This window comes from Arcticibacterium sp. (genome assembly GCF_055134445.1).
The window spans coordinates 17,943-42,222 of the sequence record NZ_JBSRVI010000045.1 but is presented as its reverse complement, the minus strand read 5'-3'; the positions used below and the strand labels follow the sequence as shown (position 1 = coordinate 42,222).

At 38.3% G+C, this 24,280-nt stretch carries 19 protein-coding genes; 14 read left to right on the top strand and 5 right to left on the bottom strand.

Going from position 1 to position 24,280, the window contains the following annotated elements; genetic code table 11:
- Positions 1-400: 400 nt before the first annotated feature.
- The 3 genes from ACTBZY_RS06845 to ACTBZY_RS06835 all read left to right on the top strand — a co-directional run bounded on the left by ACTBZY_RS06845 (position 401) and on the right by ACTBZY_RS06835 (position 3,981).
- The gene (locus tag ACTBZY_RS06845; RefSeq protein WP_463045605.1) at positions 401-2,101 is read left to right on the top strand and encodes a sulfatase family protein; all 1,701 of its coding nucleotides are present in this window, start codon (positions 401-403) and stop codon (positions 2,099-2,101) included.
- A 356-nt stretch (positions 2,102-2,457) separates the two neighbouring features.
- A complete protein-coding gene (locus tag ACTBZY_RS06840) occupies positions 2,458-3,174 on the top strand; it encodes an SDR family NAD(P)-dependent oxidoreductase (RefSeq protein ID WP_463045612.1) in 717 nt (238 codons plus the stop codon).
- Positions 3,175-3,228: 54 nt separating this feature from the next.
- Positions 3,229-3,981: an SDR family NAD(P)-dependent oxidoreductase gene (locus ACTBZY_RS06835; protein WP_463045604.1), complete on the top strand. Its 753-nt coding sequence runs from the start codon at positions 3,229-3,231 to the stop codon at positions 3,979-3,981.
- Positions 3,982-4,159: 178 nt separating this feature from the next.
- Here ACTBZY_RS06835 and ACTBZY_RS06830 read toward each other — a convergent pair whose 3' ends face one another.
- Positions 4,160-4,816: a hypothetical protein gene (locus ACTBZY_RS06830; RefSeq protein ID WP_463045603.1), complete on the bottom strand. Its 657-nt coding sequence runs from the start codon at positions 4,814-4,816 to the stop codon at positions 4,160-4,162.
- Positions 4,817-5,011: 195 nt separating this feature from the next.
- Entirely contained in the window at positions 5,012-5,725 is a 714-nt protein-coding gene (locus tag ACTBZY_RS06825) for an NUDIX hydrolase (protein WP_463045602.1), read from the bottom strand.
- Positions 5,726-5,889: 164 nt separating this feature from the next.
- Between ACTBZY_RS06825 and ACTBZY_RS06820 the strand changes: the two genes are divergently transcribed.
- From ACTBZY_RS06820 to ACTBZY_RS06800, 5 genes are all read left to right on the top strand, one after another.
- Positions 5,890-9,957, top strand: a complete 4,068-nt coding sequence (locus tag ACTBZY_RS06820; protein WP_463045601.1) for a ThuA domain-containing protein — start codon at positions 5,890-5,892, stop codon at positions 9,955-9,957.
- A gap of 574 nt (positions 9,958-10,531) precedes the next feature.
- The gene (locus tag ACTBZY_RS06815; protein WP_463045600.1) at positions 10,532-11,521 is read left to right on the top strand and encodes an LLM class flavin-dependent oxidoreductase; all 990 of its coding nucleotides are present in this window, start codon (positions 10,532-10,534) and stop codon (positions 11,519-11,521) included.
- 88 nt (positions 11,522-11,609) lie between these two features.
- On the top strand, positions 11,610-12,620 hold the full coding sequence (locus ACTBZY_RS06810; RefSeq protein WP_463045611.1) for a virulence RhuM family protein: 1,011 nt from the start codon (positions 11,610-11,612) through the stop codon (positions 12,618-12,620).
- 76 nt (positions 12,621-12,696) lie between these two features.
- Positions 12,697-13,272, top strand: coding sequence for a Crp/Fnr family transcriptional regulator (locus ACTBZY_RS06805; protein ID WP_463045599.1), 576 nt, complete (start codon positions 12,697-12,699; stop codon positions 13,270-13,272).
- 100 nt (positions 13,273-13,372) lie between these two features.
- Positions 13,373-13,810 (top strand): SRPBCC family protein, encoded by a 438-nt coding sequence (locus ACTBZY_RS06800; protein ID WP_463045598.1) that lies wholly within the window; start codon positions 13,373-13,375, stop codon positions 13,808-13,810.
- A gap of 366 nt (positions 13,811-14,176) precedes the next feature.
- Here ACTBZY_RS06800 and ACTBZY_RS06795 read toward each other — a convergent pair whose 3' ends face one another.
- Entirely contained in the window at positions 14,177-15,319 is a 1,143-nt protein-coding gene (locus ACTBZY_RS06795; protein ID WP_463045597.1) for a N(5)-(carboxyethyl)ornithine synthase, read from the bottom strand.
- A 362-nt stretch (positions 15,320-15,681) separates the two neighbouring features.
- Here ACTBZY_RS06795 and ACTBZY_RS06790 point away from each other — a divergent pair, with 362 nt between their 5' ends.
- On the top strand, positions 15,682-16,569 hold the full coding sequence (locus ACTBZY_RS06790; protein ID WP_463045596.1) for an RluA family pseudouridine synthase: 888 nt from the start codon (positions 15,682-15,684) through the stop codon (positions 16,567-16,569).
- Between the two features lie 118 nt (positions 16,570-16,687).
- Entirely contained in the window at positions 16,688-17,455 is a 768-nt protein-coding gene (locus ACTBZY_RS06785; protein WP_463045595.1) for a CDP-alcohol phosphatidyltransferase family protein, read from the top strand.
- A gap of 674 nt (positions 17,456-18,129) precedes the next feature.
- Here the strand turns inward: ACTBZY_RS06785 and ACTBZY_RS06780 are convergent.
- Positions 18,130-19,017: an alpha/beta hydrolase fold domain-containing protein gene (locus ACTBZY_RS06780; RefSeq protein ID WP_463045594.1), complete on the bottom strand. Its 888-nt coding sequence runs from the start codon at positions 19,015-19,017 to the stop codon at positions 18,130-18,132.
- A gap of 11 nt (positions 19,018-19,028) precedes the next feature.
- A complete protein-coding gene (locus tag ACTBZY_RS06775; protein ID WP_463045593.1) occupies positions 19,029-19,916 on the bottom strand; it encodes a helix-turn-helix domain-containing protein in 888 nt (295 codons plus the stop codon).
- A 336-nt stretch (positions 19,917-20,252) separates the two neighbouring features.
- Between ACTBZY_RS06775 and ACTBZY_RS06770 the strand changes: the two genes are divergently transcribed.
- From ACTBZY_RS06770 to ACTBZY_RS06755, 4 genes are all read left to right on the top strand, one after another.
- Positions 20,253-20,825 (top strand): hypothetical protein, encoded by a 573-nt coding sequence (locus tag ACTBZY_RS06770; RefSeq protein WP_463045592.1) that lies wholly within the window; start codon positions 20,253-20,255, stop codon positions 20,823-20,825.
- Between the two features lie 3 nt (positions 20,826-20,828).
- The gene (locus ACTBZY_RS06765; RefSeq protein ID WP_463045591.1) at positions 20,829-21,389 is read left to right on the top strand and encodes a sugar O-acetyltransferase; all 561 of its coding nucleotides are present in this window, start codon (positions 20,829-20,831) and stop codon (positions 21,387-21,389) included.
- 136 nt (positions 21,390-21,525) lie between these two features.
- Complete coding sequence (locus tag ACTBZY_RS06760) at positions 21,526-21,984, top strand: (2Fe-2S)-binding protein (protein ID WP_463045590.1); 459 nt, start codon at positions 21,526-21,528, stop codon at positions 21,982-21,984.
- A 2-nt stretch (positions 21,985-21,986) separates the two neighbouring features.
- Positions 21,987-24,224 carry a xanthine dehydrogenase family protein molybdopterin-binding subunit gene (locus ACTBZY_RS06755; protein WP_463045589.1) on the top strand — a complete coding sequence of 746 codons (2,238 nt, stop codon included), beginning with the start codon at positions 21,987-21,989 and terminating at the stop codon, positions 24,222-24,224.
- Positions 24,225-24,280 lie beyond the last annotated feature (56 nt).

The following is a 24,280-nucleotide window of genomic DNA, read 5'->3' as shown; positions in this document are numbered from 1 at the left end:
TTTAACCCGGTTTATGCGTTGGGGAATCGTTATGAGTTTTTAAATACAATAAATCAGACAATTAAAGGGAATTAGCATAGCACCGCTATGGTGATTGAGTTTAAATGGGTTTACGTTCCGATTTGAAGCAATTTAGCTACGGTCCCGATAGCTATCGGGAGATTGCCTAATGCTTAAAGCGGGTTTAACCACAAGAATACAGTAAAGGAATTAAGTCTAGCAGAAGTGTCACTGCGTCTTCTACTAACATATTGAATTAAAACGGCCTAGGCCATTTCTTCTTCATTTCGGTAGAAATCAAACGAACTGCATTTTTAAAATTAACAGCAACAGCTTTGGCAACTATTGAATTTCTCCGTAATTGCTACCTTTTAAAAATCAACCTTTTGTTTTAATTAAAATGAACTACCTAAAAATTGCAAAAAAAGGACTCTTCCTTTTTGTTGGGCTAAGTGCTGCTTTATTTACTTTTTCTTGTGAATCTGAAAAGAAAACGGAGCGACCGAACATTGTTTTTATCATGTCTGACGACCATGCTTATCAGGCTATCTCGGCTTATGATAACAAACTCATAGAAACACCTAATATTGATAGGATTGCTAAGAAAGGAATGTTGTTTATCAATGCCAGTGTAACCAACTCCATTTGTGCACCCTCTAGAGCCACCATATTGACGGGTAAGCACTCACATATGAATGGAAAAGTGGATAATGTTAACCCGTTTGACACTACCAATGTCACTTTCCCGCAATTGCTTCAAGATGCTGGCTATCAAACTGCCATGTTCGGTAAACTTCATTTTGGCAACAGCCCAAAAGGTTTTGACCAATTTAAAATACTACCGGGTCAGGGAGACTATTACAACCCAGATTTCATTACTAAAAACGAAGGCAAAATCAATGTCAAAGGATACGTAACAGACATTATCACAGACATGACGCTAGACTGGTTAGATAAAGAAAGAGAGGAAGAAAAACCATTTATGCTCATGTATCTACATAAAGCCCCGCACCGCTCATGGTATATGGCAGAGCGTCATATGGAAGAATTCACCAACAAGACTTTCCCAGAACCTGCTACACTTTTTGACAGCCATGAAGGAATGCCTGCAGCAAAGGTTGCAGAAATGAACATTAGTGGAAACATGGGTTGGGCTCGTGATTTAAAGATATATCCGGAAACCATGGATGAAATGGGTTTAAATGAAATGAATGCTTATGATAAAATGGGTTTTGACAACTATTATGGCAGACTAGATTCTTCTCAGAAAGCCAATTTTGACTCATTTTATAAAAAGAGAAGTGCTGATCTAAAAGAACGTTATCCGTCAATGACTAAAGAAGATTTAGCCAAATGGCGTTATCAAGTCTATATGCAAGACTATTTAGGAACCATAAAGTCTGTGGATGAAAATGTAGGCCGTGTCTTAGACTATTTGGAGGAAAATGGCTTGATGGAAAATACCATTATCGTTTACACTTCAGACCAAGGTTTCTACTTAGGAGAGCATGGTTGGTTTGATAAGCGTTTTGTGTATGACGAGAGTTTCAAAACACCTCTTTTAGTTTCGTGGCCAAATCGTATAAAAGCGGGTAGTGTTTCCGATGAATTGGTTCAAAACTTAGATTTTGCACAAACCTTCTTGGATGTAGCCGGTGTAGCACAACCTGCCGATATGCAAGGAAAAAGTATGGTACCCGTATTAACAGGAGATACAAAAAACTGGAACAGAGAAGCGGTTTATTATCATTATTACGAACATCCGTCTGAGCATAATGTAAATCGCCATTACGCTGCCGTAACCAAAGAATATAAGCTTATACATTATTATTTCGATTTGGATTATTGGGAGCTAATAGACAGAAAGAAAGACCCACTTGAGCAGCATAATTATTACGACGACCCAGCCTACGCTGAAATCCAGAAAGATATGCATGCCAAGCTAGACGGACTTAGAGAAGAATACGGCGACAATGAAACTATTAGTCAGAAATACATTGACGATTTCATGCCGCTAGCCAAAGAAGGTAAAGTTTGGGGTGTTGCAGACGAAATCCTTAAAGGTATTGTGGATAAGTGGGAAGAATTGAAAGGTAAGTAAAACCAATTTCAAGTTTTTTAAAAAAGCCATGGTTCAATTCATGGCTTTTTTCTTAAAATATGCTAAGACAAGAAGATGTGCTTCTTACCTAAGAACAAACATTCATGCCATGGAGCATCGTCATTTTAAATATCCAGATGCCGGATTGACGCCGACTTCAGGTCAAAAATTACGACAAATGTTGTACATGAAATGATGAAAAAGCGTTTGACTCCATAAGTAATTAGCGTAAATTACCCCAACAAGAACCCATTTATTCAATTGTTAATTGAGCTAAATAATTTCAAAAAAGAGTGCCTATTAATGGCAAATGATGCATATGACAAGATTTAAAAATAAGGTAGCGATTGTTACCGGTGGTGCAGATGGTTCTAGGTAAAGGTATAGCGGCATTAATAGCGTCTGAAGGTGGTATCGTGGCATTGTTTGATATAGATAAAAACAAGTTGATTCAAACAGTAAATGAATTTAGTGGTCTGGGTTATGTTTCGGCTGCATATCAAGTCGATGTTTCTGATGAGGATTCCGTAATAAAATCCATTGATGAGGTAGAGGGGCGGTTTGGTAAAATAGATATCATGGTGAATTGTGCAGGAATAGTAGGGCCTACAAACACAAAAATTACGGAATATGAAGTAGAGGACTTTAATAAAATATATGGCATCAATTTGAGAGGTTCATTTCTGATGACGAAATATGCAGTCAGGGCCATGGTAAAACACGACTATGGTAGGATTCTACTTCTAGCCTCTATTGCCGGAAAAGAAGGAAATCCTGGCATGGTCGGCTATTCCGCCACTAAGGCTGGGGTAATTGGCTTAGTAAAGAGCATCGGAAAAGAATATGCCACTACCGGCATTACGGTGAACGGCATGGCTCCTGCGGTAATCAAAACAGCCATGAATGCAAATACAGCCCCAGAGCAGCTTGCTTATATGACCGCTAAAATACCAATGAGCCGTCTAGGAACTATTGACGAAGTCGCAAAAATGGCCGCTTGGATTGTTTCTGATGAATCTAGCTTTACCACTGGTTTTACTTTTGATATTTCAGGAGGAAGGGCTACTTATTAAATCATTTGAACTAATGCATTTTATTTTCGAGATTCCCCATTTTTGATTTATTCCATGAGAAAGAAAGTAGTTGTTTTAGGTGGTAGTTCTGGAATAGGCAAAGCCACAGTGGAACGATATGCAAAGGAAGGATGGCAAGTATTATTTACAGGAGTAGAAAACGGTCTCACTCAGGAGGTCTTATCTAAATTGCCGAAAGGAGAACATTTTGGATTAACCATTGATGTTAGGCTTGATGCAGATATCAATATATTGAAAGAAGCAATAAAGTCTAAACTCTTACATGTAGATGCTTTTGTGAACTGCATTGGTATATCTGAAAATGTTCGCGTATTAGATGAAGATTTTTCTCATTGGGACAATTCGCTGCAAGTGATGCTTTATGGCTCTGTGAAATGCAGCAGAGCTATTATTCCTTTTATAAAAGATGGAGGCCGAATTGTCAATATTACTTCTATACATTATGAAAGAGTAGCTTCGGGCAGTTCTTCTTACGGAATGGCAAAAGCTGCCATAACACAGTTTACGCGTTCATTAGCAGCCGAGTTAGCACCAAAAGGTATTTTGGCCAACACCATTGCACCAGGATTTATAAAAACACCTATGTCTGTCAAAGAAGATGGACAAGATGAATTGAACTCTGAATGGTTTAAGGAAAATTATATAAAGCAGGAACACTTACCTTTAAAAAGAGCAGGAAGGCCAGAGGAGATAGCAGGAGTTGTATGGTTTTTAACCGGTCCAGATTCTAGCTATATTACTGGGTCCGTGATTACTGCGGATGGTGGTTTGACCATTACTTTTTAAATCGATACGCTTTATTAGCTGAACCATCAAGTCTCTTCTCTAGGCAGTTCAATACCTCACCATATTGTATCTCCTTTTAAGTGCGATATATTTAAACCCGGTTTAAGCATTGAAGAATCGTAATGAGTAGTTAAACCCGATTGTATGATTTAGGTATAGCGTATCAAAAAAACTAACCTCAGTTCAACTGCTCTCTCACTGAAACCCGATTCGTAAGACTTTCATCGTAATAGTCTATAATTAAGACTGCACCCACTCCTGGAATGACGTATTGTTCACTTGGATAAATTCTTATGCCTTCTGTATTGGTAGGCGTAAACTTTGCCGTAATATAATGGATACAGTTTTCGTATTTGGTACCAGAAAGCGGAGAAACAATGCTGACGTTGGTAGACAATACCTCCACATTTTTCACTCCTGTAATCGTTTCAAACTTCTCGTCGGTTACCGGTTTATAGGTGAAAACAAAACTATTATAAACATCGCCTTTAGTAGCGGGGTATTTATAAACGAGCGACTCCTCTCCGTTGAAAGAATAGAAATAATGTAGACCATCAGCCTGATTATTTACAAAAGTGCTCGTGTTTTCATTTTTAAACCATGTTTCACCCGCAATAAGCGTGTCGCCGTTAATGGTTTGCGAAAAACGTCTATCCGCAGATTCTTGACCGTCTGGGTCATATGTTTTTATCCAAAAATTAAAAGTTTTCCCTTGGCTCAATGGAAACAACTCCGTTTCTGAAAATAGCGGGTTAGGCTCATCTCCTTTTTGGCTATCGCAAGCATACATGAAAGATAAACAGGATAGAGCGATAATTTGATGGTAGATTTTCACGGGATAAATTAATTTTAATATTCCACTTCAAAAGTAAAAATATCTCAAAGTTGACCGCTAGTTAGTATCATTCCTACCCCCGACCGTTTTTATTAGCGAAGATTTTATATTACGGTAATCAATTCAATTACACCTATCAAAAACGGTTGTTTCTTAGTTTACTTACGCATAGATACAAGTAATGAAATATCCTTTTCAATGCTTAAATCGATACAAATAAGGAGCCTTATTAGCAGCACCTGTGTATTTTTTTTCTAAACGTTCTAGTACGTTTAAGTCGAGCATCTTCTTTTGGAAATTGTTTCTCGCAAATGGCTTATCGTAAACTGCTTCGTATAGTTCCTTAAGTTCACGCATGGTAAAGGTTTCAGGAAGCAGATTAAAACCAATAAGCTTTCTATCAAAATTTAGACGTAAGGTCTCTAGGGCATGCCGCACCATAAGACTGTGGTCCATGATTAAATTGGGAAGTTTTTTATAGTCTACCCATTCCACCTTTTCATCAAATACGCCTTTGGTGAGCTTTACTTTCTCAATTTCTACCAAAGCATAATAACCGATAGACACAAAACGCTTACTTAACCATTTAAAATCTTCCTTTGTAAAAAAGTCAGTTTTAGGTGCATCCAGCAGATTTTCAAAAAGCACGTTATTACTCCTCCCCTCTTCACCAAATACCCGGTATTGCTCCAGAAAAATGTTACGTAGTCCTGTCCGCTCCTCTAAGATTCTTGCAGCCGCTAAATCTGTCCCCTCTTCCTTATAAACAAAGCCACCAGGCAAAGACCAAAAATCACCTTCGAAATGGACTTTTGCTACCAAAACTTTCAATTCCTTATTCTTATAACCAAAAATCACAGAATCTATAGACAGCTGTGCTATGTATTCTTCTACTTTAAACAATTTCATTCCTTCTATTTAATCATCAAAAATACCGCTATCTCCTTTATGAACCGTTCAATTCGAATTTCATTATTCAAATATAAATTTACACAAATTTAATGTCTACAAAATAGACATTAACATTTTTCTTGATACCTTTAAGCCTGAATTAACATTAACCTCACCTACATATGAGATTTTCAAAGCTCAAATTCCTTCTAATACTCCCCCTGACCGTGCTTCTTATGGTACAGTCGGCCATAGCACAAAAAAAAATAAATCTCTTAGTTTTTAGCAAAACGGCAGCATTTAGGCATGCGTCTATTGAAGCTGGCCAAACTGCCTTCAAAAAAATGGCAGGACAAAAGGGTTTTACTGTAAGTTTTACAGAAGACGCCTCTCTTTTTACCGAGTCAAATTTGAAGAATTACAATGCCGTAGTTTTCTTAAACACTACTGGCGACATACTTAATGATAAACAGCAAGCCACTTTTGAACGTTATATTCAAGCTGGCGGTGGTTACGTGGGTGTTCATGCAGCTACGGATACAGAATATGAATGGCCTTGGTACAACAGACTGGCTGGAGCCTGGTTTCAAGACCATCCTATGACACCAAGTAATGTTCAAAAAGGACGTTACTATGTAACAGAGAAAAATGCTTTGACCGCAGGTATGCCAGATTCTTTTGAAAGAACTGATGAATTTTATGCTTTCAAAAACATCTCTGATAAGATTAACGTCGTTTTAAAGATTGACGAAAGCACTTACCAAGGAGGTACAAATGGCGAGAATCATCCCATGAGCTGGTACCAAGAATTTGACGGGGGGCGTTCGTTCTATACTTCAATGGGGCATACAGATGAGACTTATTCTGAGCCTCTATTCTTAAACCATTTATATGCAGGTATAAAATACGCCATTGGTGGCGACTCTCCTAAAGGCGTAGACTTTTCAAAGGCTAGACCAGAGGAAAACAGATTTACAAAAGTGGTTTTGAAAGACAAACTAGATGAGCCCATGGAGCTTACACTTTTAGATAAAGACCGCGTACTTTTCATCCAGCGTAAGGGAGAAGTTAGACTATATAATAATCAAACGAAGGAGCTAAAGACCATTGCAAACATTCCTGTAAGCAAAATGTATGTGAGTGCAGAAGGAAAAGAAGCAGTAGCTGAAGACGGACTTTTGGGATTAAACAAAGACCCAAATTTTGCTAAAAATCATTGGATTTACATGTACTATTCTTCTACCAAAGGGTCATATAATGTACTTTCTAGGTTTACCATGAAAGGTGATGAGCTTTTGATGGACTCTGAAAAAGAAATGCTTAAGGTAGTTACGCAAAGAGAAGAGTGCTGCCACACGGGAGGCTCTATAGCATGGGATAAAGCAGGAAACTTATTTTTATCTACAGGTGATAACACAAACCCTCATGGCTCAAGCGGCTATAGCCCAAGTGATGAAAGACCCGGTAGAAGTGCATGGGATGCTCAAAAATCTTCCGCAAATACAAATGACCTTAGGGGTAAAATCATAAGAATTACGCCTCAGCCAGATGGTACGTATACCATTCCAGAAGGAAACTTATTTGCCAAAGGAACAGCGAAAACAAGACCTGAGATTTACACCATGGGGCACCGTAATCCTTTCCGTATTTCGGTAGATAAACATACTGGTTTTGTGTATTGGGGCGAAGTAGGCCCTGATGCCAACGACCCACAAGAAGGTAGAGGCCCAGCAGGCCATGACGAAGTAGGCCAAGCTCGTAAGGCTGGTAATTTTGGTTGGCCACATTTTGTAGGTAATAATAAGGCTTACAACAAGTACGACTTCGCAAACGAAAAGTCGCTAGAAAAGTGGGATGTAGCTGCTCCTAGCAATACCTCTCCAAATAATACTGGTTTAGAAGTCCTTCCTCCTGCCAAAGACGCTTTTGTGTGGTATCCTTATGGTGAGTCTCCTGAGTTTCCAATAGTAGGTTCTGGCGGAAGAAATGCCATGGCTGGTCCAGTTTTCTACTCGGAAGACTTTAAAGCTGCCGAAAGGGCTTTCCCTAAATACTACGATGGTAAGTTCTTAGAATATGAGTGGATGCGTGGCTGGATAATGGCCGTGACTATGGATAAAGAAGGAAACTTTAAGTCTATGGAGCGTTTTATGCCAAGTTACAAATTTAACAACCCAATGGATATGGTCTTTGCAGACAATGGCGACTTATACATGTTGGAGTACGGTTCTGGTTGGTTTACGGGAAATGACGATGCTCGTTTGATTAGAATAGAATATAATGGCGGTAACCGTCAACCACAAATTCAGTTGACTGCCAACCAATTGGGCGGTGCCGCTCCTTTTAATCTTGAGCTTTCTTCTGAGGGTACCGTTGATGCGGATGGCGACCCATTAACTTATAACTGGACTATTACCAGTGATAATTTTGCGACAGCTGTAAACAATCAAAACGCAAAACTAACTTTAAAAGAAATAGGTGTTTATCAAGTAAAATTGACCGTCAAAGACGGAAAAGGTGGTACAAACAGCCAAAGCATGGAAGTGACCGTAGGTAACGAACCTCCAGTTTTGAGCTTAGAAATGCCAAATAGCAACAAAAGCTTTTTTGTTGCAAACAGAACGTTTGACTACGATATCAAAGTGACCGATAAAGAAGACGGTTCATTGGCAAACGGAATTTCTGCAGACCAAGTAGCCGTAAGTATTGATTATTTGGCCGAAGGCTTTGACAAAGTAGACATAGCCCGTGGACACCGCTCTGCGGATGCATCTGCAGCTTTTGCCAAAGGCAGAAAACTGATAGAAGGAAGTGATTGTATGGCGTGCCACAGCAAAAACAAGAAATCTATTGGTCCAAGTTATACGGACATAGCCACAAAATATAAAGGCGACAATGCTGCTTTAGAAACGCTAACCAAGAAAGTGATTTCTGGCGGAAGCGGTGTTTGGGGAGAAACGGCCATGGCAGGTCACCCCTCTTTATCTACAGAAGATGCTTCTGAAATGGTGAAATATATTTTAAACATTACCAATGATAAGCCTGCGGGCAAAACGCTTCCTGTAAAAGGAACATTTGCTGCCAAAATACCTGCTGCTGATAAAGGGCAAGGCGTATTTATAGTTCGTGCATCTTACGAAGACCAAGGAGCCATGGGCATGCCATCGCTTCGCTCTGAGCAGTCTTTTGTATTAAGAAATTCTAACTTAGGACCTCATGACTTTGATGTTTATGAAGACATCAACAAAATGGCCTTTGGTGGAAATAAACTGGCCATTCCTTCTAAAAATGGAGCCTTTATGGTCTTAAAGCAAGTTGACCTTTCAGGAATTAAAGCAATAGAATTTGCCGCTACTGCACCAAAACCTCAGTTAAATGCCGCTGGTGGACGTGTTCAAATAAGACTGGGTAGTGCAAAAGGCAAGCTAATTGGTCAAACAGCGTTTTTAGAACCTAGCGAAGCTATGAGTTTTGAACCAAAATTTATAACCGCTGATATTATTTTACCAGAAGGAACCACGGATAAATTACAAGACCTTTATGCCGTTTTTGTAAATCCTGATGCCGGTTCACAGTCCATGATGGTAGTGATGGGCATTGAGTTTAAAATGTTAGCCGAAGGTGAAGTAATTCAAGCTCCAAAATCAAACCATGCCGATTTCTTCGTTGGAAAATGGAATACCATGTTTGTAGGAACTCCTCAGGGAGATGTCAAATTGCTTTTAGACATCGCTAGAAAAGATGGAAACTTGGTAGGAAGTATTACTCCAGATATGCCAGATGCTGAAACTGTGGCATTAGATACAATAGAAGAAACCGAAGAGGCCATCACCATCTATTTCAATATGATGAACTATGACCTTAACGTGACTTTGAGCAAAGAAGGTGACAATAACCTAAGCGGTAAACTGATGAACATGATTGATGTAACATCGGAACGTGTGATTGAAAAAGTTGATTTCTTCGCAGGAAACTGGAAGACCACCTTTATAGGTACTCCGCAGGGAGACGCCGAATTAGTACTAAACTTAGAAAGAAAGGATGGAGAATTAACGGGGACTATCACATCTGCAGAAGCTGGTTCAGAGGCCGTAGCTCTTGACAAAGTAGAAGAAACAGAAGATAGCGTAACCATCTATTTCAATATGATGAATTATGACCTTAATGTGGTGCTTAAAAAAGAAGATGAGCAAAACCTAAAAGGTAGCCTTATGGGCATGTTTGATGTTACTGCTGAGAAGATGAAGTAAAATAAACGAATCGTTTACTTTAAAAGGCGAATCTCAAAATGAGGTTCGTCTTTTTTTTGTATTAATTTATCAAGCATACATTTGTCACGATTTTGGTTTTTAAGACCAAAATTCCGCCAAATAGCATCCTTGTATTTATAGGATATTATACCACGGGTTTTACCCGCGGCTACCGATGTTATACCCCTACAGGGGCTCTTTATTTCAAACATTTTTTGACAACAATCATGTCCCGTAGGGACAAGACATCGGTAAAAGGCTCACCAATCAAAACCCCGTTTATGGCGTGTTTTTTTGCCCTAAAGCAAAAAACTTGATAAAAGCACCGATGTTATACCCCTACGGGGTATTTTCTTTCAATCCTCATCATTAAAAGGCCTTCCATCATGTCCCGCAGGGACAAGACATTGGTAAAAAGCCTCCTCAACCCAAGCCCCCTTTTTGGCGTGCTTTTTTGCCCTAAAGCAAAAAACATGACAAAACATAGAGCAAACCATCATGATTCAAACATATACCCACATCTAGTAAACTTTCTAAAAAGCTTTGAGGTTTTAATAGATATCATCGACAACTAATGAAAAAAACACCGATTTCAGTTCTTGAATTAGCCACCGTAGTAGACGGCGGAAATCACAAGATTGCTATAGATAACTTGGTAAAAGTAGCTCAACATACAGAGGCCTTAGGTTACACTAGAATCTGGATGGCAGAGCACCACAACATGGAGTACATTGCCAGCTCCGCCACTTCTGTTTTGATAGGCCATGTGGCAGGAAAAACCAGCAAAATACGTGTAGGTTCTGGGGGAATAATGCTTCCAAACCATAGTCCGCTGGTTATAGCAGAGCAATTTGGCACTTTAGAAACCATGTATCCTGGCAGAATAGATTTGGGTTTGGGACGTGCTCCTGGCTCCGACCAAGAAACGGCTTGGGCACTAAGAAGGAACAACATGAATGCTTCTCAAAATTTCCCGGAGGACATTGGACATTTACAGCGATATTTTAGCAAAGAAAACAGCACCGCAATGGTTCGTGCTTTTCCTGGCGAAGGGCTAGATATTCCACTATACATTCTTGGTTCTAGTACAGACAGTGCTTATTTGGCTGCAAAACTTGGTCTTCCTTATGCCTTTGCCGCTCACTTTGCTCCTGCCCAGTTTAGACAGGCCATAGCTATCTACAGGAGCAACTTCAAGCCTTCAGCCGTTCTTAACAAACCATATGTAATGGCATGTGTCAATGTTTTAGCCGCAGATACAGAGGAAGAAGCTACCATTCTTTTAAATAGCCTCATAAGTTTAATAATAGGCATTATTACGAACTCCAGAAAGCCACTCCGACCGCTAAAAGAAGTTCCAGAAGGATATCAGATTCCAGAAATCAAGCATGCGGTGGACAACATGCTGGCCTGCACTTTTGTAGGAAACAAAGAAAGTATCAAAACCAAGGTAAGCGGATTTATAGAAGACACTGCCATTGACGAACTCATAGTCACTTCACACATCTATGATTTAGAGGCTAAATTGAAATCGTTTAGTATTTTGAAGGAGGCATTGGGATGAGGTGACATTTTCTAAGATTTGTATGAGCTATAGTTTATGATTTTGGTCTTTATAGAATTCCTTATGATTTTTATGCAAATTGCAAATCATGGACAAGACACAGCAAAATATAATCATTTATAATACCACCGATGGAAAAGCATCGGTATCACTCTATGCCAAAGATGGAATGGTATGGATGAACCAAAATCAACTGGCACAGCTTTTTGGGACCTCAATACCAAACATCAGCACACACATATCTAACATACTCAAAGACAATGAATTACATCCAGATTCAGTTATTAAGGATTACTTAACAACTGCCAGCGATGGTAAAGACTATAAGGTTACTTTTTATTCGCTTGAGATGGTTCTGGCGATTGGTTTTAGGGTTCGAAGCAAACGAGGCACACAGTTTAGAGTTTGGGCAAACCAACATCTAAAAGAATACCTTGTCAAAGGTTTTGTAATGGATGACGAACGTCTTAAAAACCCAGATGGTCGACCTGATTATTTTGACGAATTTCTGGAGCGAATCAGAGAGATTCGTGCATCGGAAAAACGTTTCTACCAGAAGATAAAAGAACTCTTTGCCTTAAGTAGTGACTACGACAAAACCGACAAGGCTACCCAAATGTTTTTTGCCGAGGCACAAAACAAATTGTTATATGCAGTAACTCAAAAGACTGCAGCTGAAATCATAGTTTCAAGGGCTGATAAAAATAGCCCAAATATGGCACTCACAAACTGGAAAGGAACGAAAGTGAGAAAACAAGATATTTTGGTAGCCAAAAACTATTTATCCAAAGATGAAATAGATACTTTAAATCGCTTAGTAATAATCTTTCTAGAAACCGCTGAATTACGTGTTAAAGACCGTATCGATATTACAATGAAATTCTGGACTGAGAATATTGATAAAATCCTAGAATTTAATGACAGACCATTACTTTCAGGAAAAGGCAGCATTAGCCATGCTCAAATGGAACAAAGAGTAAATGATATTTATGCACAATTCAATGATAGAAGAAAAGAACTAGATGCCCTGAAAGCTGATGAGGAAGATTTACAGGAGCTTAAACAGCTTGAAAACAGCTTGAAAAATCGCCTAAAATAGGGTGCAGAAAACTTGTCTTAAATAACTCATCTTTATTCCTTCCCTTTAAAACGAATAAAGTAAACATTCAATTTAAATGACAAACCAACTCGAAGAATACATAAAATCTTACTTTGGTGTGGTAAAGGCAGACCAGCTAAAAAAAATAAGTGCTTTGTTTAAACCTCTTTTCATAAAGAAAGGGGAGTTCTTTTTGAGAGCAGGACGTCAATCAGATAAGTTAGGATTTGTGCAGACTGGGCTTTTGAGAGTTTTTGTAGAAACGGAGGAAAAAGAAATTACGCAATGGATTTCCTCAAAAGGTCAATTTGCAACCGACCTTTCTAGTTTGGTTTTTGAAACCCCTTCTAGGTGGAATATTCAAGCTCTGGTAGATACCGAATGTTATGCCATCAGTAGAGACGCTTACAACAGAATTGGTACACTTATTCCTGAATGGCATCATTTGGAGAAGCTATTTATTGTTCGCTGTTTTACCCTCATGGAAGACCGGATTTTCGGTCACCTCTCTATGACTGCAGAAGAGCGATATAATGCTTTTTTTGAGCAAAATCGAGAATTATTTCATCAAGTTCCACTCCAACACATCGCTTCTTTACTGGGTATGACACCAGAAACCTTTAGCAGAATAAGAAGAAAACAGCTCGATTGATTTCTTGATTTATGTCAATTACAAACAGCTAATTGGTTTAGATATTTGTGTTTCAAAAGACAAATAGCTATTCACAATTACATATAAACAGACATAAACAATGGCATTCGAAATCAAAACAGAAATTACGATAAACGCATCTCCCGAAAAAATTTGGGGCATTCTTACCAATTTTGAGGCATATCCAAATTGGAACCCTTTTATAAAATCAGTTACTGGTCTTGTGGCTGTAGGTCAAAAAATCACAGCTAAAATAGCTCCTCCAAATTCACATGAAATGACTTTCAAACCAACCATTTTGACTTTCGTTAAGAATAAGGAATTGACCTGGTTAGGGCACCTTTTATTTTCAGGGCTTTTTGACGGAAAACATAAATTTGAACTCACAGATAACGGAAACGGAACTACTAACTTTATTCAAAGTGAAATTTTTAAAGGAATATTGGTACCTCTTTTCAAATCACAATTGAATAAAAACACTAAAAATGGCTTCATAGCAATGAATGAAAAGCTAAAGCAATTGGCCGAAAAGGCTTAATTAAAATACTCAAACAAGCTAAAAGCCACTTTTAGGTTCAAATCATGGCTTACTGAAAAAGCAAACAAGTGGTTTAAAAAAAAATATTACACCTTATTAATCGAATTTGAGTACAAAGTTTTAGCTAGAATAACTGAAAACATCGGCTTTGCTTCAAATAGCACCTTCTTGTCTTGGCAGACGGCCCTTCATTTCTGTTTGGGCAAAAACGAAGCAAAAACCATTACCAAAATAAACTTGCACTGTTAAAATTCATTATATAGTTAATTCCAAGAATATTATGGGAAATGAATTTTAACCGTGCTTCAAACAGATTTTTTTGGCAATTCGGAATTCACCTTTTTGTCTTATTTCAGTATAACTTAATTACTGTAACAAATGAGGATATTCTGCCTCACGATTTTGAAACCTAAGAATTGAATCTTTCATGATTCTTCCTTGGTCGGTATTTATGGCATTTCTAAGCGTGCTGTTTTGTTCCCAACCTTCTGGTCCTGCTAACATAGATGCCAAATGGACAATTAACGCTGCCGAGATAGACCGAGAAGCACTTTCCCAAAAATAACTTGGTGTATGGTCTACCGCATAATAATCTACCTTATCTACATTAATTATGGGTTCTTTGAATGTAGTAGGTTTGGCAAAGTAAAAACCCATGCCTTCGTCACAACTTACATCAATAATCAAAGTCCCAGGTTTTAGGCAGGCTTTTTCTTCCTCTAGCACAAAATTAAGTGGGTCGTCAATGTCTTGATAAGTACCATTAATAATGATATCAGACTCGCTTATCAAATCGAAAAGAGAACGCTCTGAGCCATCATGTTCCACCACTTTTAGTCGTGGTTCATTTATCCCACCTTTCTGAATACGAGCATAACTTACATCTAAAACTTCCTCTCGCACTTCATGGTCGGGTCTTTGAATATATATGGTGATATCTCTAAAGCCATGAGCTTTTAAAGCATAAATAGCTCCCCTACTCACCGCACCAAAGCTAAATATGCTCACCTTTCTTTGATTGCCGTAATGCCCATCTATTCCTTTGAGCTGTAAAGCGTGAATTACCGCACAGTAACCCGCCATCTCGTTATTTTTATAAAAGGTATGCCTACCAACAGTGCCACTTGGCGACCAAACAAACATATCTTCGAAAGCAATCAGCGTTAATTTTCTATCAATAGCCGTTTGTGTAACATCACTTTGCTGTGCACAATGAGGATATCCCCATATAATTCCGCCTACTTTTAACTGCTTAAAATCAGATAAAATAGGTTTAGCGATAATGGCCGAGCCTATATCGGTCAAAATTTCATTTCTAGCAGCTACGCCACCCGTTTGACGGGCTATTTCTTCATCATCTATATTGAATGGCTTGCCATATCCTTTTTCAAAAATCAGTTTTCTACGAACGTTTTCCGTAAGCCGATTTAAATGTTCTGGATGAATAGGGACGCGTCTTTCGTCTTCTTTTTTAGAAGTTCCGATAACGCCCATTGTTGATAATACCATAAGATATTTCTTTTGATTGAGGCCAAGCATCATTAATGAAATGAGCAGCAAGGCACGTGAAAATAAGAGTTTACTTACCAGCTATCAGGCATTAAGATGACGGCTAGGTTTCAATAATCAGAGAAGACTGCTACTATTTAAAGCGGAGATGGTGATTAATATCGACTGATAATCAATTGTTTGGTAAGATACACCAATTAAACTCACAAGTAATACTTAATCAGGAAAAGCTACCCTTTCATTATAATTATTTCAAAGGCCTAGTTTGCTATGAAAAGTCAACTATCCGCCTTGTTTAAATTTTAAGCAAGAATTAACTCATACCTTTGAAAGCCCGAAATATCTGGTAATGAAGAAAATTAATGATTAAAAAGAAGACCGACTCCAACCACTTCGATGTTACAGAAGAAAAAGAACTATTGATTTTCTTGATTTCTGTAATGCCAAGTAAGAGCCGCCATGTGGTCAAAAACATGCTGCGAGATAAACAGGTTTTTGTAGATAACGAAGCTACAAGTCAATACAACCAGCTCTTGAAAATTGGGCAAAAAGTAGAAATAAGGAAGGATAAGCAGTCTTATAATCAGAAGCTTCAAGGACTCAAAATAGTATTTGAAGACCAACACCTCATAGTCATTGATAAAGAAGCTGGAACATTATCCATAGCCACAAACAAGCAAAAAGATAACACCGCATACAGTATTCTAAGCACATACGTTAAAACACAAAATCCCAGTAATCGAATTTTTGTAATTCACAGGCTAGACAAAGAAACCTCTGGTATCATGATGTATGCTAAAAGTCAAAAAACACAGAAGATGCTTCAGGAAAACTGGAATGATAACATCCTTGAAAGAAGCTATTTAGCAGTGGTAGAAGGCCATGTAAAAATAACAAAAAGCATTATTACTTCTTACTTGAGTGAAAGCAAAGCCTTTATTGTTTATTCTTCTCAAAATGCCACCAAAGGAAAAAAAGCGATTACACACTACGAAGTGCTAAAAACGTCAAAAAACTACAGTCTTTTGAAGGTAGATTTGGAAACCGGGCGTAAAAATCAAATACGTGTGCATATGCAAGATATTAGGCATTCTGTGATTGGCGACAACAAATATGGTGCCTCTAGTAATCCTATTAAACGCTTGGGCCTTCATGCATGGGTGCTAGCATTTACCCATCCCATCACAAAATCTGAAATGCGATTTGAGACGGAGATGCCAGTTCTATTTTCAGGATTATTTAAGAACTAAAATAGACCTCTTACTTTAACAGAATCAGCTCAGTGCAATCTTTATCTCCTTTGGAGTGTTCTACTCTAAACACCTAGATTTTTATAGTGGAATTTTCTTGACACCCCTATCCTAATTAATGTCCAAACTATCTCCTGTAAATAAGTTTCTTGACTTTTCTGATTACGGAAGGCCACTAGCCAAGCTTATTGTGTCGGGTTTAATCAATACCAAAGTAACGCCCATTCAGCTTACGCTGGCTTTTGGTGTATCAGGCCTATTGGCTGTATATGGCATTTTTAAAGGCTATTTCATTCTCGCAGGGCTTTTCCTCATCCTAAAGTCAGTTCTTGACGCAGCAGATGGTGAGCTAGCAAGACAAAAGAATACACCCTCCTATGTAGGCAGATACCTAGATAGCATTTTTGACATTATCCTGAATTTAATTCTCCTACTACTAATTGGATACTTAAGTGAATCGCCGCTTTGGCTGACTCTATTGGCGTTCATTTGTGTGCAGATGCAAGGTACATTGTATAATTATTATTATGTAATACTTCGAAATATCAGTGTGGATGGCGACCAAACGAGTAAAGTTTTTGAACAAAAAGCACCAAAGGCTTTTAACGGCGAAAAACAAAGTACTGTCAATATCATGTTTCTAATATTTCAGGTTCTGTACAGCTTCTTTGACCGCACCATTCAAGCTTTAGATAACAATGCTCACCGCTCAAAAAAGTATCCCAACTGGTTCATGAGTTTGGTTTCTATATACGGACTAGGTTCTCAGCTATTACTCATAGCCCTCTTTTTGGCCTTTGGCAAAATGACCTTGATTATTCCTTTTTTTATAGGTTATACGGTATTCCTTCCTTATATAATTTTGGTGAGGAAAAGTTTGAGGTAAATATACCACGTCTATCTTATTTTTTGTCTGCAAAGAGGTGCTGATAAAACCTTTTACCTTATAAAGGACATTTACCACCGCAGCAAAAACTGGATAAAAAGTAAGTTCTCCCATATCAATTGGGACAAACGCTCAACAAATGCAGGAATATGAATTAGGAGAATTCAAGAAATACCTGATTTATTTTCGGAACAATAGCTTTGAATTTTGTTAAAAAAACTTTCCTCATCAAAGTAACTTTGTCGGAATAAATTCATCAAACAAATGAAATTAGGAAATTAAGGTTTAGAGTTTTCATCCTTAGGTTTGGCCTACATGGTAATGAGCTTTTCATATACTCCATTTCCTCCAGATAGTCAGTCTATTGGATTGATGTATAAAGTAGTAATAGAAGAGTTATCATTTTTGATACGGCTTTGGTTCTAGCTCAAAAGCTTTGGATGGTTCCTATACCAGGAACCACCAAAATTCACCGTTATGTTGAAAATAATGGAGCAAGCAATATAGTATTCAGTCAAAAATAATTTGAAGAATTGACCGCCGATTCTGAAGAACTAAAAATAGTAGGAACTAGATATACGGAAGCCCAAGAAAAGGCAACAGGATTATAATTATTTAAACAATTGCTACGAAGTGCAATAAACATTTATCGCCTAACCAATAACTATTAGTAATCACTTAAACGCCTCCTTCAAGAAACCAATCACCATATCCCGATACTCATCCGTATCATACATCTTTCCGAAATGCGGGGCATCGGGCACAATCGTAATTTTGTTTTGTACCCCATTTACTGTTAGCCAGCCACTTAGTAATTTGGATTGTCGGTTAGGCACCATGTCGTCTTTCTCTCCATGGAAAATCAGGAAAGATGGGTCGTTTTTATCAACATAAGTTATAGGACTCGCTATTTTCGATAAATCGGGGCGTGATATTGGAGTAGCTCCAAGCAGGATGGCTTCGGGTGCTTTCGGGTCTTCGCTGCTTGGCATGGAGGCTAATTCTGAAGGTCCATAGTAATCTACAACCGCTTTAATATTGAACTTCTGACCCTTTCCGCTCATAAAGAATTGAGCAACTTCATTATTATTCGCCAAACCTTGCAAGGAAGCCAGATGCCCACCAGCAGAAAAACCCATAAGGGCAATACGGTTTTCGTCCAAATTATACTTGTCAGCATTACTGCAAAGGAAACTAAGTGCAGAATTACAATCTTGAATCAAAGCAGGAAAAGCCGCTTGTGAAGCCCAACGATAATCTATCGAAGCTACTGCATAGCCATTGTTTATCAAAGCTGAAACAGTATTACCCATATAACCGATATCCGCATATTTGTCATTGCCCAGCCAGCCGCCACCATGTATAAAGACCACAAAAGGTATTTTTCCCAGCATATTGGCAGGCAAATAAATATCCAATTGATGCTTTTTCAATGTGTCGTCTGCATAAGGAATATTGCCAATAAGTTCCGTTCCTGCCGGAAATAAATTCAGTACGCGATTGGTATTTTGAGAAAAGGCTGAAAATGAAATTAGAAATAGGAAGATTAGCTTAAGTTTCATGATGTTAGGGTTTAATTTAAGTTTCTGAACTCATTGGGTGAAACCCCAACTTTCTGTTTAAAAAGGCGAGTGAAATGCTGCGGATATTTAAAACCTAGTTCGTAAGAAATTTCACCGATAGACTTAGATGTATCAAAAATAAGTTCTTTGGCAGCATCCATTAGTTTGGTTTGAATATATTCCAGAGCGGTTTTGCCTGTTTCTTTTTTGACTAAATCCCCGAAATAATTAGGCGAAAGATGCAATTGCTCTGCAAAATATGACACGGAAGGAAAACCTTTAGTTTTCAATTGTTCACCAGTAAAATACTCATTTAGTTTTTGCTCAAACTGCTCTATTATTCCAAGGTTTGCATGTTCTCTAGTGATAAACTGGCGGTCATAATAACGCGAGCAGTATTTAAGCAATAGTTCCAAATTGGCTACAATTAGCTTTTTACTATGGATGTCAATGTTCTGATTTATTTCGGCTGAAATATTATCAAAACAGACTTTCAATGTCTCTTTTTCTTTATCTGAAAGATGTAAAGCCTCGTGAGATTGATAACCGAAAAAGGAATACTCATGAATTTGTTTTCCCAAAGCTGTACCTACCAACAAATCAGCATGAAACACAAGTGCTTTTCCGTATGGCTGAGAAATTTCCCCTTCAGGCTCATTGGTAATAACCTGACCTGGGCCCAAAAACACCACAGTACCCTCCGAATAATCATAATACTGATTGCCGTATCTAATATCTCCGCAATTGGTCTCTTTGATTACGATGGCGTAGAAATCTAACCTGAATTTGGTTCTTGGTATAGGGTCAGACAAGTTCAAATCGACCAAGCCAATCAATGGATGCGAAGTTTTATTATTAAACTTCTCGTTGTATTTTTTTATGCTGTCGTAAATTTCCATGCCGCATTTTTATTCAAATCTATTCCCATAAATATCAAAAATATAACACTTCGGTAAAACTGGTTGGTAAAACCGTAAAATGTATAAGGATTGGACTTTCGCAACGATATACCTTTATAAAAGTATTCAGCTTTTAATTATAGATATTCCTAATGAAGCTTTTCAAGATTTGTTTCTTTTCCTTCCATTTGCATTTTTATCAGCAAGTGCATTTGCTCAAGCGAGCGATAGTACCCAAAAGATTTATAGGTAATATAGGCATTACAAATAACGGTTTTTCAATCATCCTTTTCATTGAATCACCCAGCTTTTGTTACAAATTTTTAATATAGGAAAATGAATCTCAGTTTTGAACCAGATAGCCGTATGGTACCCAATGCGAAAAAAGGTTCAATGCTTTGCTCGGTAAGATATAGATTGATAGAAAATAAAAAGTTTGGTTTAAGGATTGGGGCACATCCCGCTTTTACCTTAATTCAAAGACAAGATAATGAAGATGGCAGCACCAAAGAAATTACAGGGATGCTGCGATTTATTTCTTTTGAGGCAGTTCCGAGTTATCAATTCAATGATAAATTTGGAATAAGGTTGATGTGTTTAGAAACTCATGGGCTTCAAAAAAATGAGCCCCAAGAAACCAACGTTCTATTCTTCAATACCAGCATAACAAACATTGGACTTGGTAAAATCCTTAATTCTAATTTGTTTCCTTCTGTTTATTTTCATACTGACGGGTACAGCGGAAGTTATTTCTCAGCAAATGCAACCCTAAGCCGTAAAAAATCGCCATTTGGCTTACAAAGCACCATTAACCAGACTTTTAAATCAAATGTGCCTGACAATAAAGATTTTATGTTGAATGTGACGCTTAATTATCGTTTTTCTAATGTTCACAAAAGAATTAATTAATCTATGAAAAAAGACATATTTCAAAGAATGCTAGATGGAGGCGTCATACAAAATAGTGACCCTGAATTTACTAAAGTATTTGAGCAGGTAAGTGTGACTAAAAAGCTAACTGTGGCATTAAATACAGAAACAGACGCTGATAAAATTAAAGAAATATTAAGTCAAATTATTGACCAGAAAGTGGATGTGTCAACCATTGTATTCACACCTCTCCAAACAAATTTTGGAAAACACATTTCTATTGGCAAAAATGTGTTTATAAATCAGGGATGTACTTTTTTAGATTTAGGTGGAATAACTATTGAAGATGATGTATTGATTGCCCCTAATGTGCAACTAATCACAGAAAACCATTCTATCAATCCAAGCGAACGCAAAGCTCTGATTTTAGATAAAATTGTGATAAAGAAAAATGTTTGGATAGCAGCTGGAGCCATCATTCTTCCAGGTGTCACGGTGGGCGAAAACTCAGTGGTGGCGGCTGGTGCTGTGGTTTCTAAAGATGTGCCAGCAAACACCGTGGTAGCAGGAGTACCAGCCAAAGTAGTTAAGAAATTAGAATGAAAGCATTTATACCGAACTTACTCCTTTTCTACTCATTAGCATCTTTTTATACTGATTTTAGTAAGTATCTGTCCGAAATCAAAAATAAAATTAAATTCAGAATTGTTATCTTTATAAAAATGTAATAACCAACACTATGGCTAAATATAAATTAAAAATAAACGGCAAAGTAAAAGACGTGGAAGTTGACCCAGCCACTCCTATGCTTTGGGTTTTAAGAGACCATCTTAATATGCCCGGTACCAAATTCGGATGTGGTATAGCACAGTGCGGTGCATGTACTGTTCATTTTGATGGAACCGCTGTTCGTTCTTGTCAGTTACCGGTTTCAGCCGTAGGCAAAGCAGAAATAACAACCATTGAAGGATTATCTGAAGATGCCTCTCACCCAGTTCAGCAGGCTTGGCTAGAGCATGACGTGGCTCAATGTGGCTATTGTCAATCTGGGCAAATCATGTCCGCGGCGGCTCTTTTAAAAAGTAATCCTAAACCAAGCGATGAAGATATTGAAGCCAGCATGAGTGGTAATATTTGCCGATGTGGCACTTATTTGAGAATAAAGGAAGCCATTAAAACTGCATCAAAAGCCAAATAAAGATGAAAAATAATAAACAAAATAGACGCTCATTTTTAAAGTCGTCCGCCTTAGCGGGAGGAGGACTGATGCTAAGTTTTAGCTGGTTTAGTGAAGCGAAAGCTTCTGACAAATTAAACCTTCCAGAAGAATGGTCTGAGCTTACTGGATATATTAAAATAGCAGCCGATAATAGCATAAAAATCTATTGCCCAAACCCTGAATTTGGTCAGAATGTGATGACTTCGCTGCCTATGATGGTGGCAGAAGAGCTAGACGTAACTTGGGAAGATGTGATGGTGGAAATGGGACCTCACGACAATACAAAATTAGGCCCTCAGTTTACGGGTGGAAGTAATTCCGTTAGAATGTACTGGCAACCATTACGAGCAGCGGGAGCTTATGCAAGAGAAATGCTGAAAGAAGCTGCCGCTCAAACTTGGAATGTACCAGCAACTGAAATCACTACTAAGGCAGGTATTTTATCACATTCCAGTGGAAAATCTGCTAAATACGGAGAGTTTGCAAGCAAAGCCGCTACACTCCCTGTGCCAAATGATGCAAAAAATAAAGAGTTTAAAGACTTCAGCATTATTGGCAAATCAAAGAAAAACGTAGAAGGCAAAAAAGTAGTTACTGGAAAGCCCCTTTTTGGTATGGATTATCATGTAGATGGCATGCTGATAGCCATGATACAACACCCGCCGGCTTTCGGTATGAAATTGAAATCTTTTGACGCCAGTCAAACCTTAAAAATGCCTGGTATTAAGGATGTTTTTAGTTTTAAATTATACGACGACGATTTTGAGCAAGGCAGTTTTGACACCCGCACTTTCAATGAAATGATAGCCATAGTTGGTGAATCTACTTGGCAAGTGATGAATGCTCGCAAAAAGATTAAAGTACAATGGAAGGCAGCTGGTGATGTAACAGAGACCATTAATGTTTTCAGAAAAGGAGTAAGCCAAGTTCCCATCCCTGGTCGCTTGGAAACCACTAGCAATCAAATGGCTATGATGGCAGAATATGCAAAAAAACAAGCCAATCAATTGCGAAAAGACGGTGATCCTGAAACGGCTTTCAAAAATGCCGACAGGATTATTGAGCGTACCTATAATGCACCGTTTTTAGCACACAATTGCATGGAGCCTATGAATTTCTTTGCAGATGTAAAAGAAGGTAGTGCTTTAATAGCTGGTCCTCTCCAAGCTCCTGGGTGGATGGAACCTACACTTGCCAAACTTATTAATTTACCTCCGGAGAAAATTGAAATACAAATGACCCGGATGGGTGGGGGGTTTGGTCGTAGGGCTTATCCTCAGTTTGCTTTTGAAGCTGCATTGATTTCTCAAAAAGTAAAGGCTCCTGTGAAATTAATATACTCTCGTGAAGACGATATGACCTACGGTATTTACCGCCCAATGTACACGGCTACCTACCGTGCGGCTTTAGATGTTAATAAAAAATTGATAGGTTTTCATGTGAAAGGCGGTGGAATCCCAGAAAGTCCTATTCACGAAAACCGTTTCCCAGCTGGTGCGGTAGACAACTATTTGGCGGAGTCATGGGAAATTCCCTCCAATATTACTGTTGGAGCATTTAGAGCTCCCAGATCTAATTTCAACGCCGCCGCTGAGCAGTCTTTTTTAGACGAATTGGCGGAGGCAATGGGCAAAGACCCAATAGACATGCGACTAGAAATGCTAAAACGTGCCAAAGATAACCCTGTAGGCGAAAACAATGATTATGATGCTGATAGATATACTGGTGTTTTGGAATTGGTCAAAAAAAAATCGGGCTGGGGCAAATCTGACAATGGAAAATATAATCGAGGGGTTGCCGCTTATTTCTGTCATAATTCTTACGCCGCTCATGTGGTAGATATGGTCACTCGTGATGGCGAATCTTATGTAGAAAAAGTTACCTCTGCTATTGATTGTGGAATTATAATAAACCCTGATGCAGCTACAAATATGGTGCAAGGTGCCGTGGTTGATGGAATTGGTCAATCATTTTATGGTGCCATGACCTTAAACAATGGTCAACCAGACCATAATAATTTCGATACGTATCGTATGATTAGGCACAACGAAGCCCCAAAATCTATTGATGTACACTTCGTTCAAAACGAGATTGACCCTACGGGTTTAGGTGAGCCGCCTTTCCCACCAGTATTTGGTGCGGTAGCAAATGCCCTTTACAAAAACACAGGAAAAAGGCATTATAACCAGCCCTTTATGAGTGATGTGGAGAATATTTAAAAGCGTACATCTTCGTCTTTAATATCAAAAGCCACTGTCAAACGATAGTGGCTTTT

Coding starts and splice junctions, on each gene's coding strand:
- ACTBZY_RS06755 (WP_463045589.1), top strand. CDS start 21,987: ATGAAAAATAATAAACAAAATAGACGCTCATTTTTAAAGTCGTCCGCC.
- ACTBZY_RS06780 (WP_463045594.1), bottom strand. CDS start 19,017: ATGAAACTTAAGCTAATCTTCCTATTTCTAATTTCATTTTCAGCCTTT.
- ACTBZY_RS06790 (WP_463045596.1), top strand. CDS start 15,682: ATGATTAAAAAGAAGACCGACTCCAACCACTTCGATGTTACAGAAGAA.
- ACTBZY_RS06760 (WP_463045590.1), top strand. CDS start 21,526: ATGGCTAAATATAAATTAAAAATAAACGGCAAAGTAAAAGACGTGGAA.
- ACTBZY_RS06815 (WP_463045600.1), top strand. CDS start 10,532: ATGAAAAAAACACCGATTTCAGTTCTTGAATTAGCCACCGTAGTAGAC.
- ACTBZY_RS06805 (WP_463045599.1), top strand. CDS start 12,697: ATGACAAACCAACTCGAAGAATACATAAAATCTTACTTTGGTGTGGTA.
- ACTBZY_RS06845 (WP_463045605.1), top strand. CDS start 401: ATGAACTACCTAAAAATTGCAAAAAAAGGACTCTTCCTTTTTGTTGGG.
- ACTBZY_RS06770 (WP_463045592.1), top strand. CDS start 20,253: ATGAATCTCAGTTTTGAACCAGATAGCCGTATGGTACCCAATGCGAAA.
- ACTBZY_RS06795 (WP_463045597.1), bottom strand. CDS start 15,319: ATGGTATTATCAACAATGGGCGTTATCGGAACTTCTAAAAAAGAAGAC.
- ACTBZY_RS06820 (WP_463045601.1), top strand. CDS start 5,890: ATGAGATTTTCAAAGCTCAAATTCCTTCTAATACTCCCCCTGACCGTG.
- ACTBZY_RS06785 (WP_463045595.1), top strand. CDS start 16,688: ATGTCCAAACTATCTCCTGTAAATAAGTTTCTTGACTTTTCTGATTAC.
- ACTBZY_RS06800 (WP_463045598.1), top strand. CDS start 13,373: ATGGCATTCGAAATCAAAACAGAAATTACGATAAACGCATCTCCCGAA.
- ACTBZY_RS06810 (WP_463045611.1), top strand. CDS start 11,610: ATGGACAAGACACAGCAAAATATAATCATTTATAATACCACCGATGGA.
- ACTBZY_RS06835 (WP_463045604.1), top strand. CDS start 3,229: ATGAGAAAGAAAGTAGTTGTTTTAGGTGGTAGTTCTGGAATAGGCAAA.
- ACTBZY_RS06775 (WP_463045593.1), bottom strand. CDS start 19,916: ATGGAAATTTACGACAGCATAAAAAAATACAACGAGAAGTTTAATAAT.
- ACTBZY_RS06825 (WP_463045602.1), bottom strand. CDS start 5,725: ATGAAATTGTTTAAAGTAGAAGAATACATAGCACAGCTGTCTATAGAT.
- ACTBZY_RS06765 (WP_463045591.1), top strand. CDS start 20,829: ATGAAAAAAGACATATTTCAAAGAATGCTAGATGGAGGCGTCATACAA.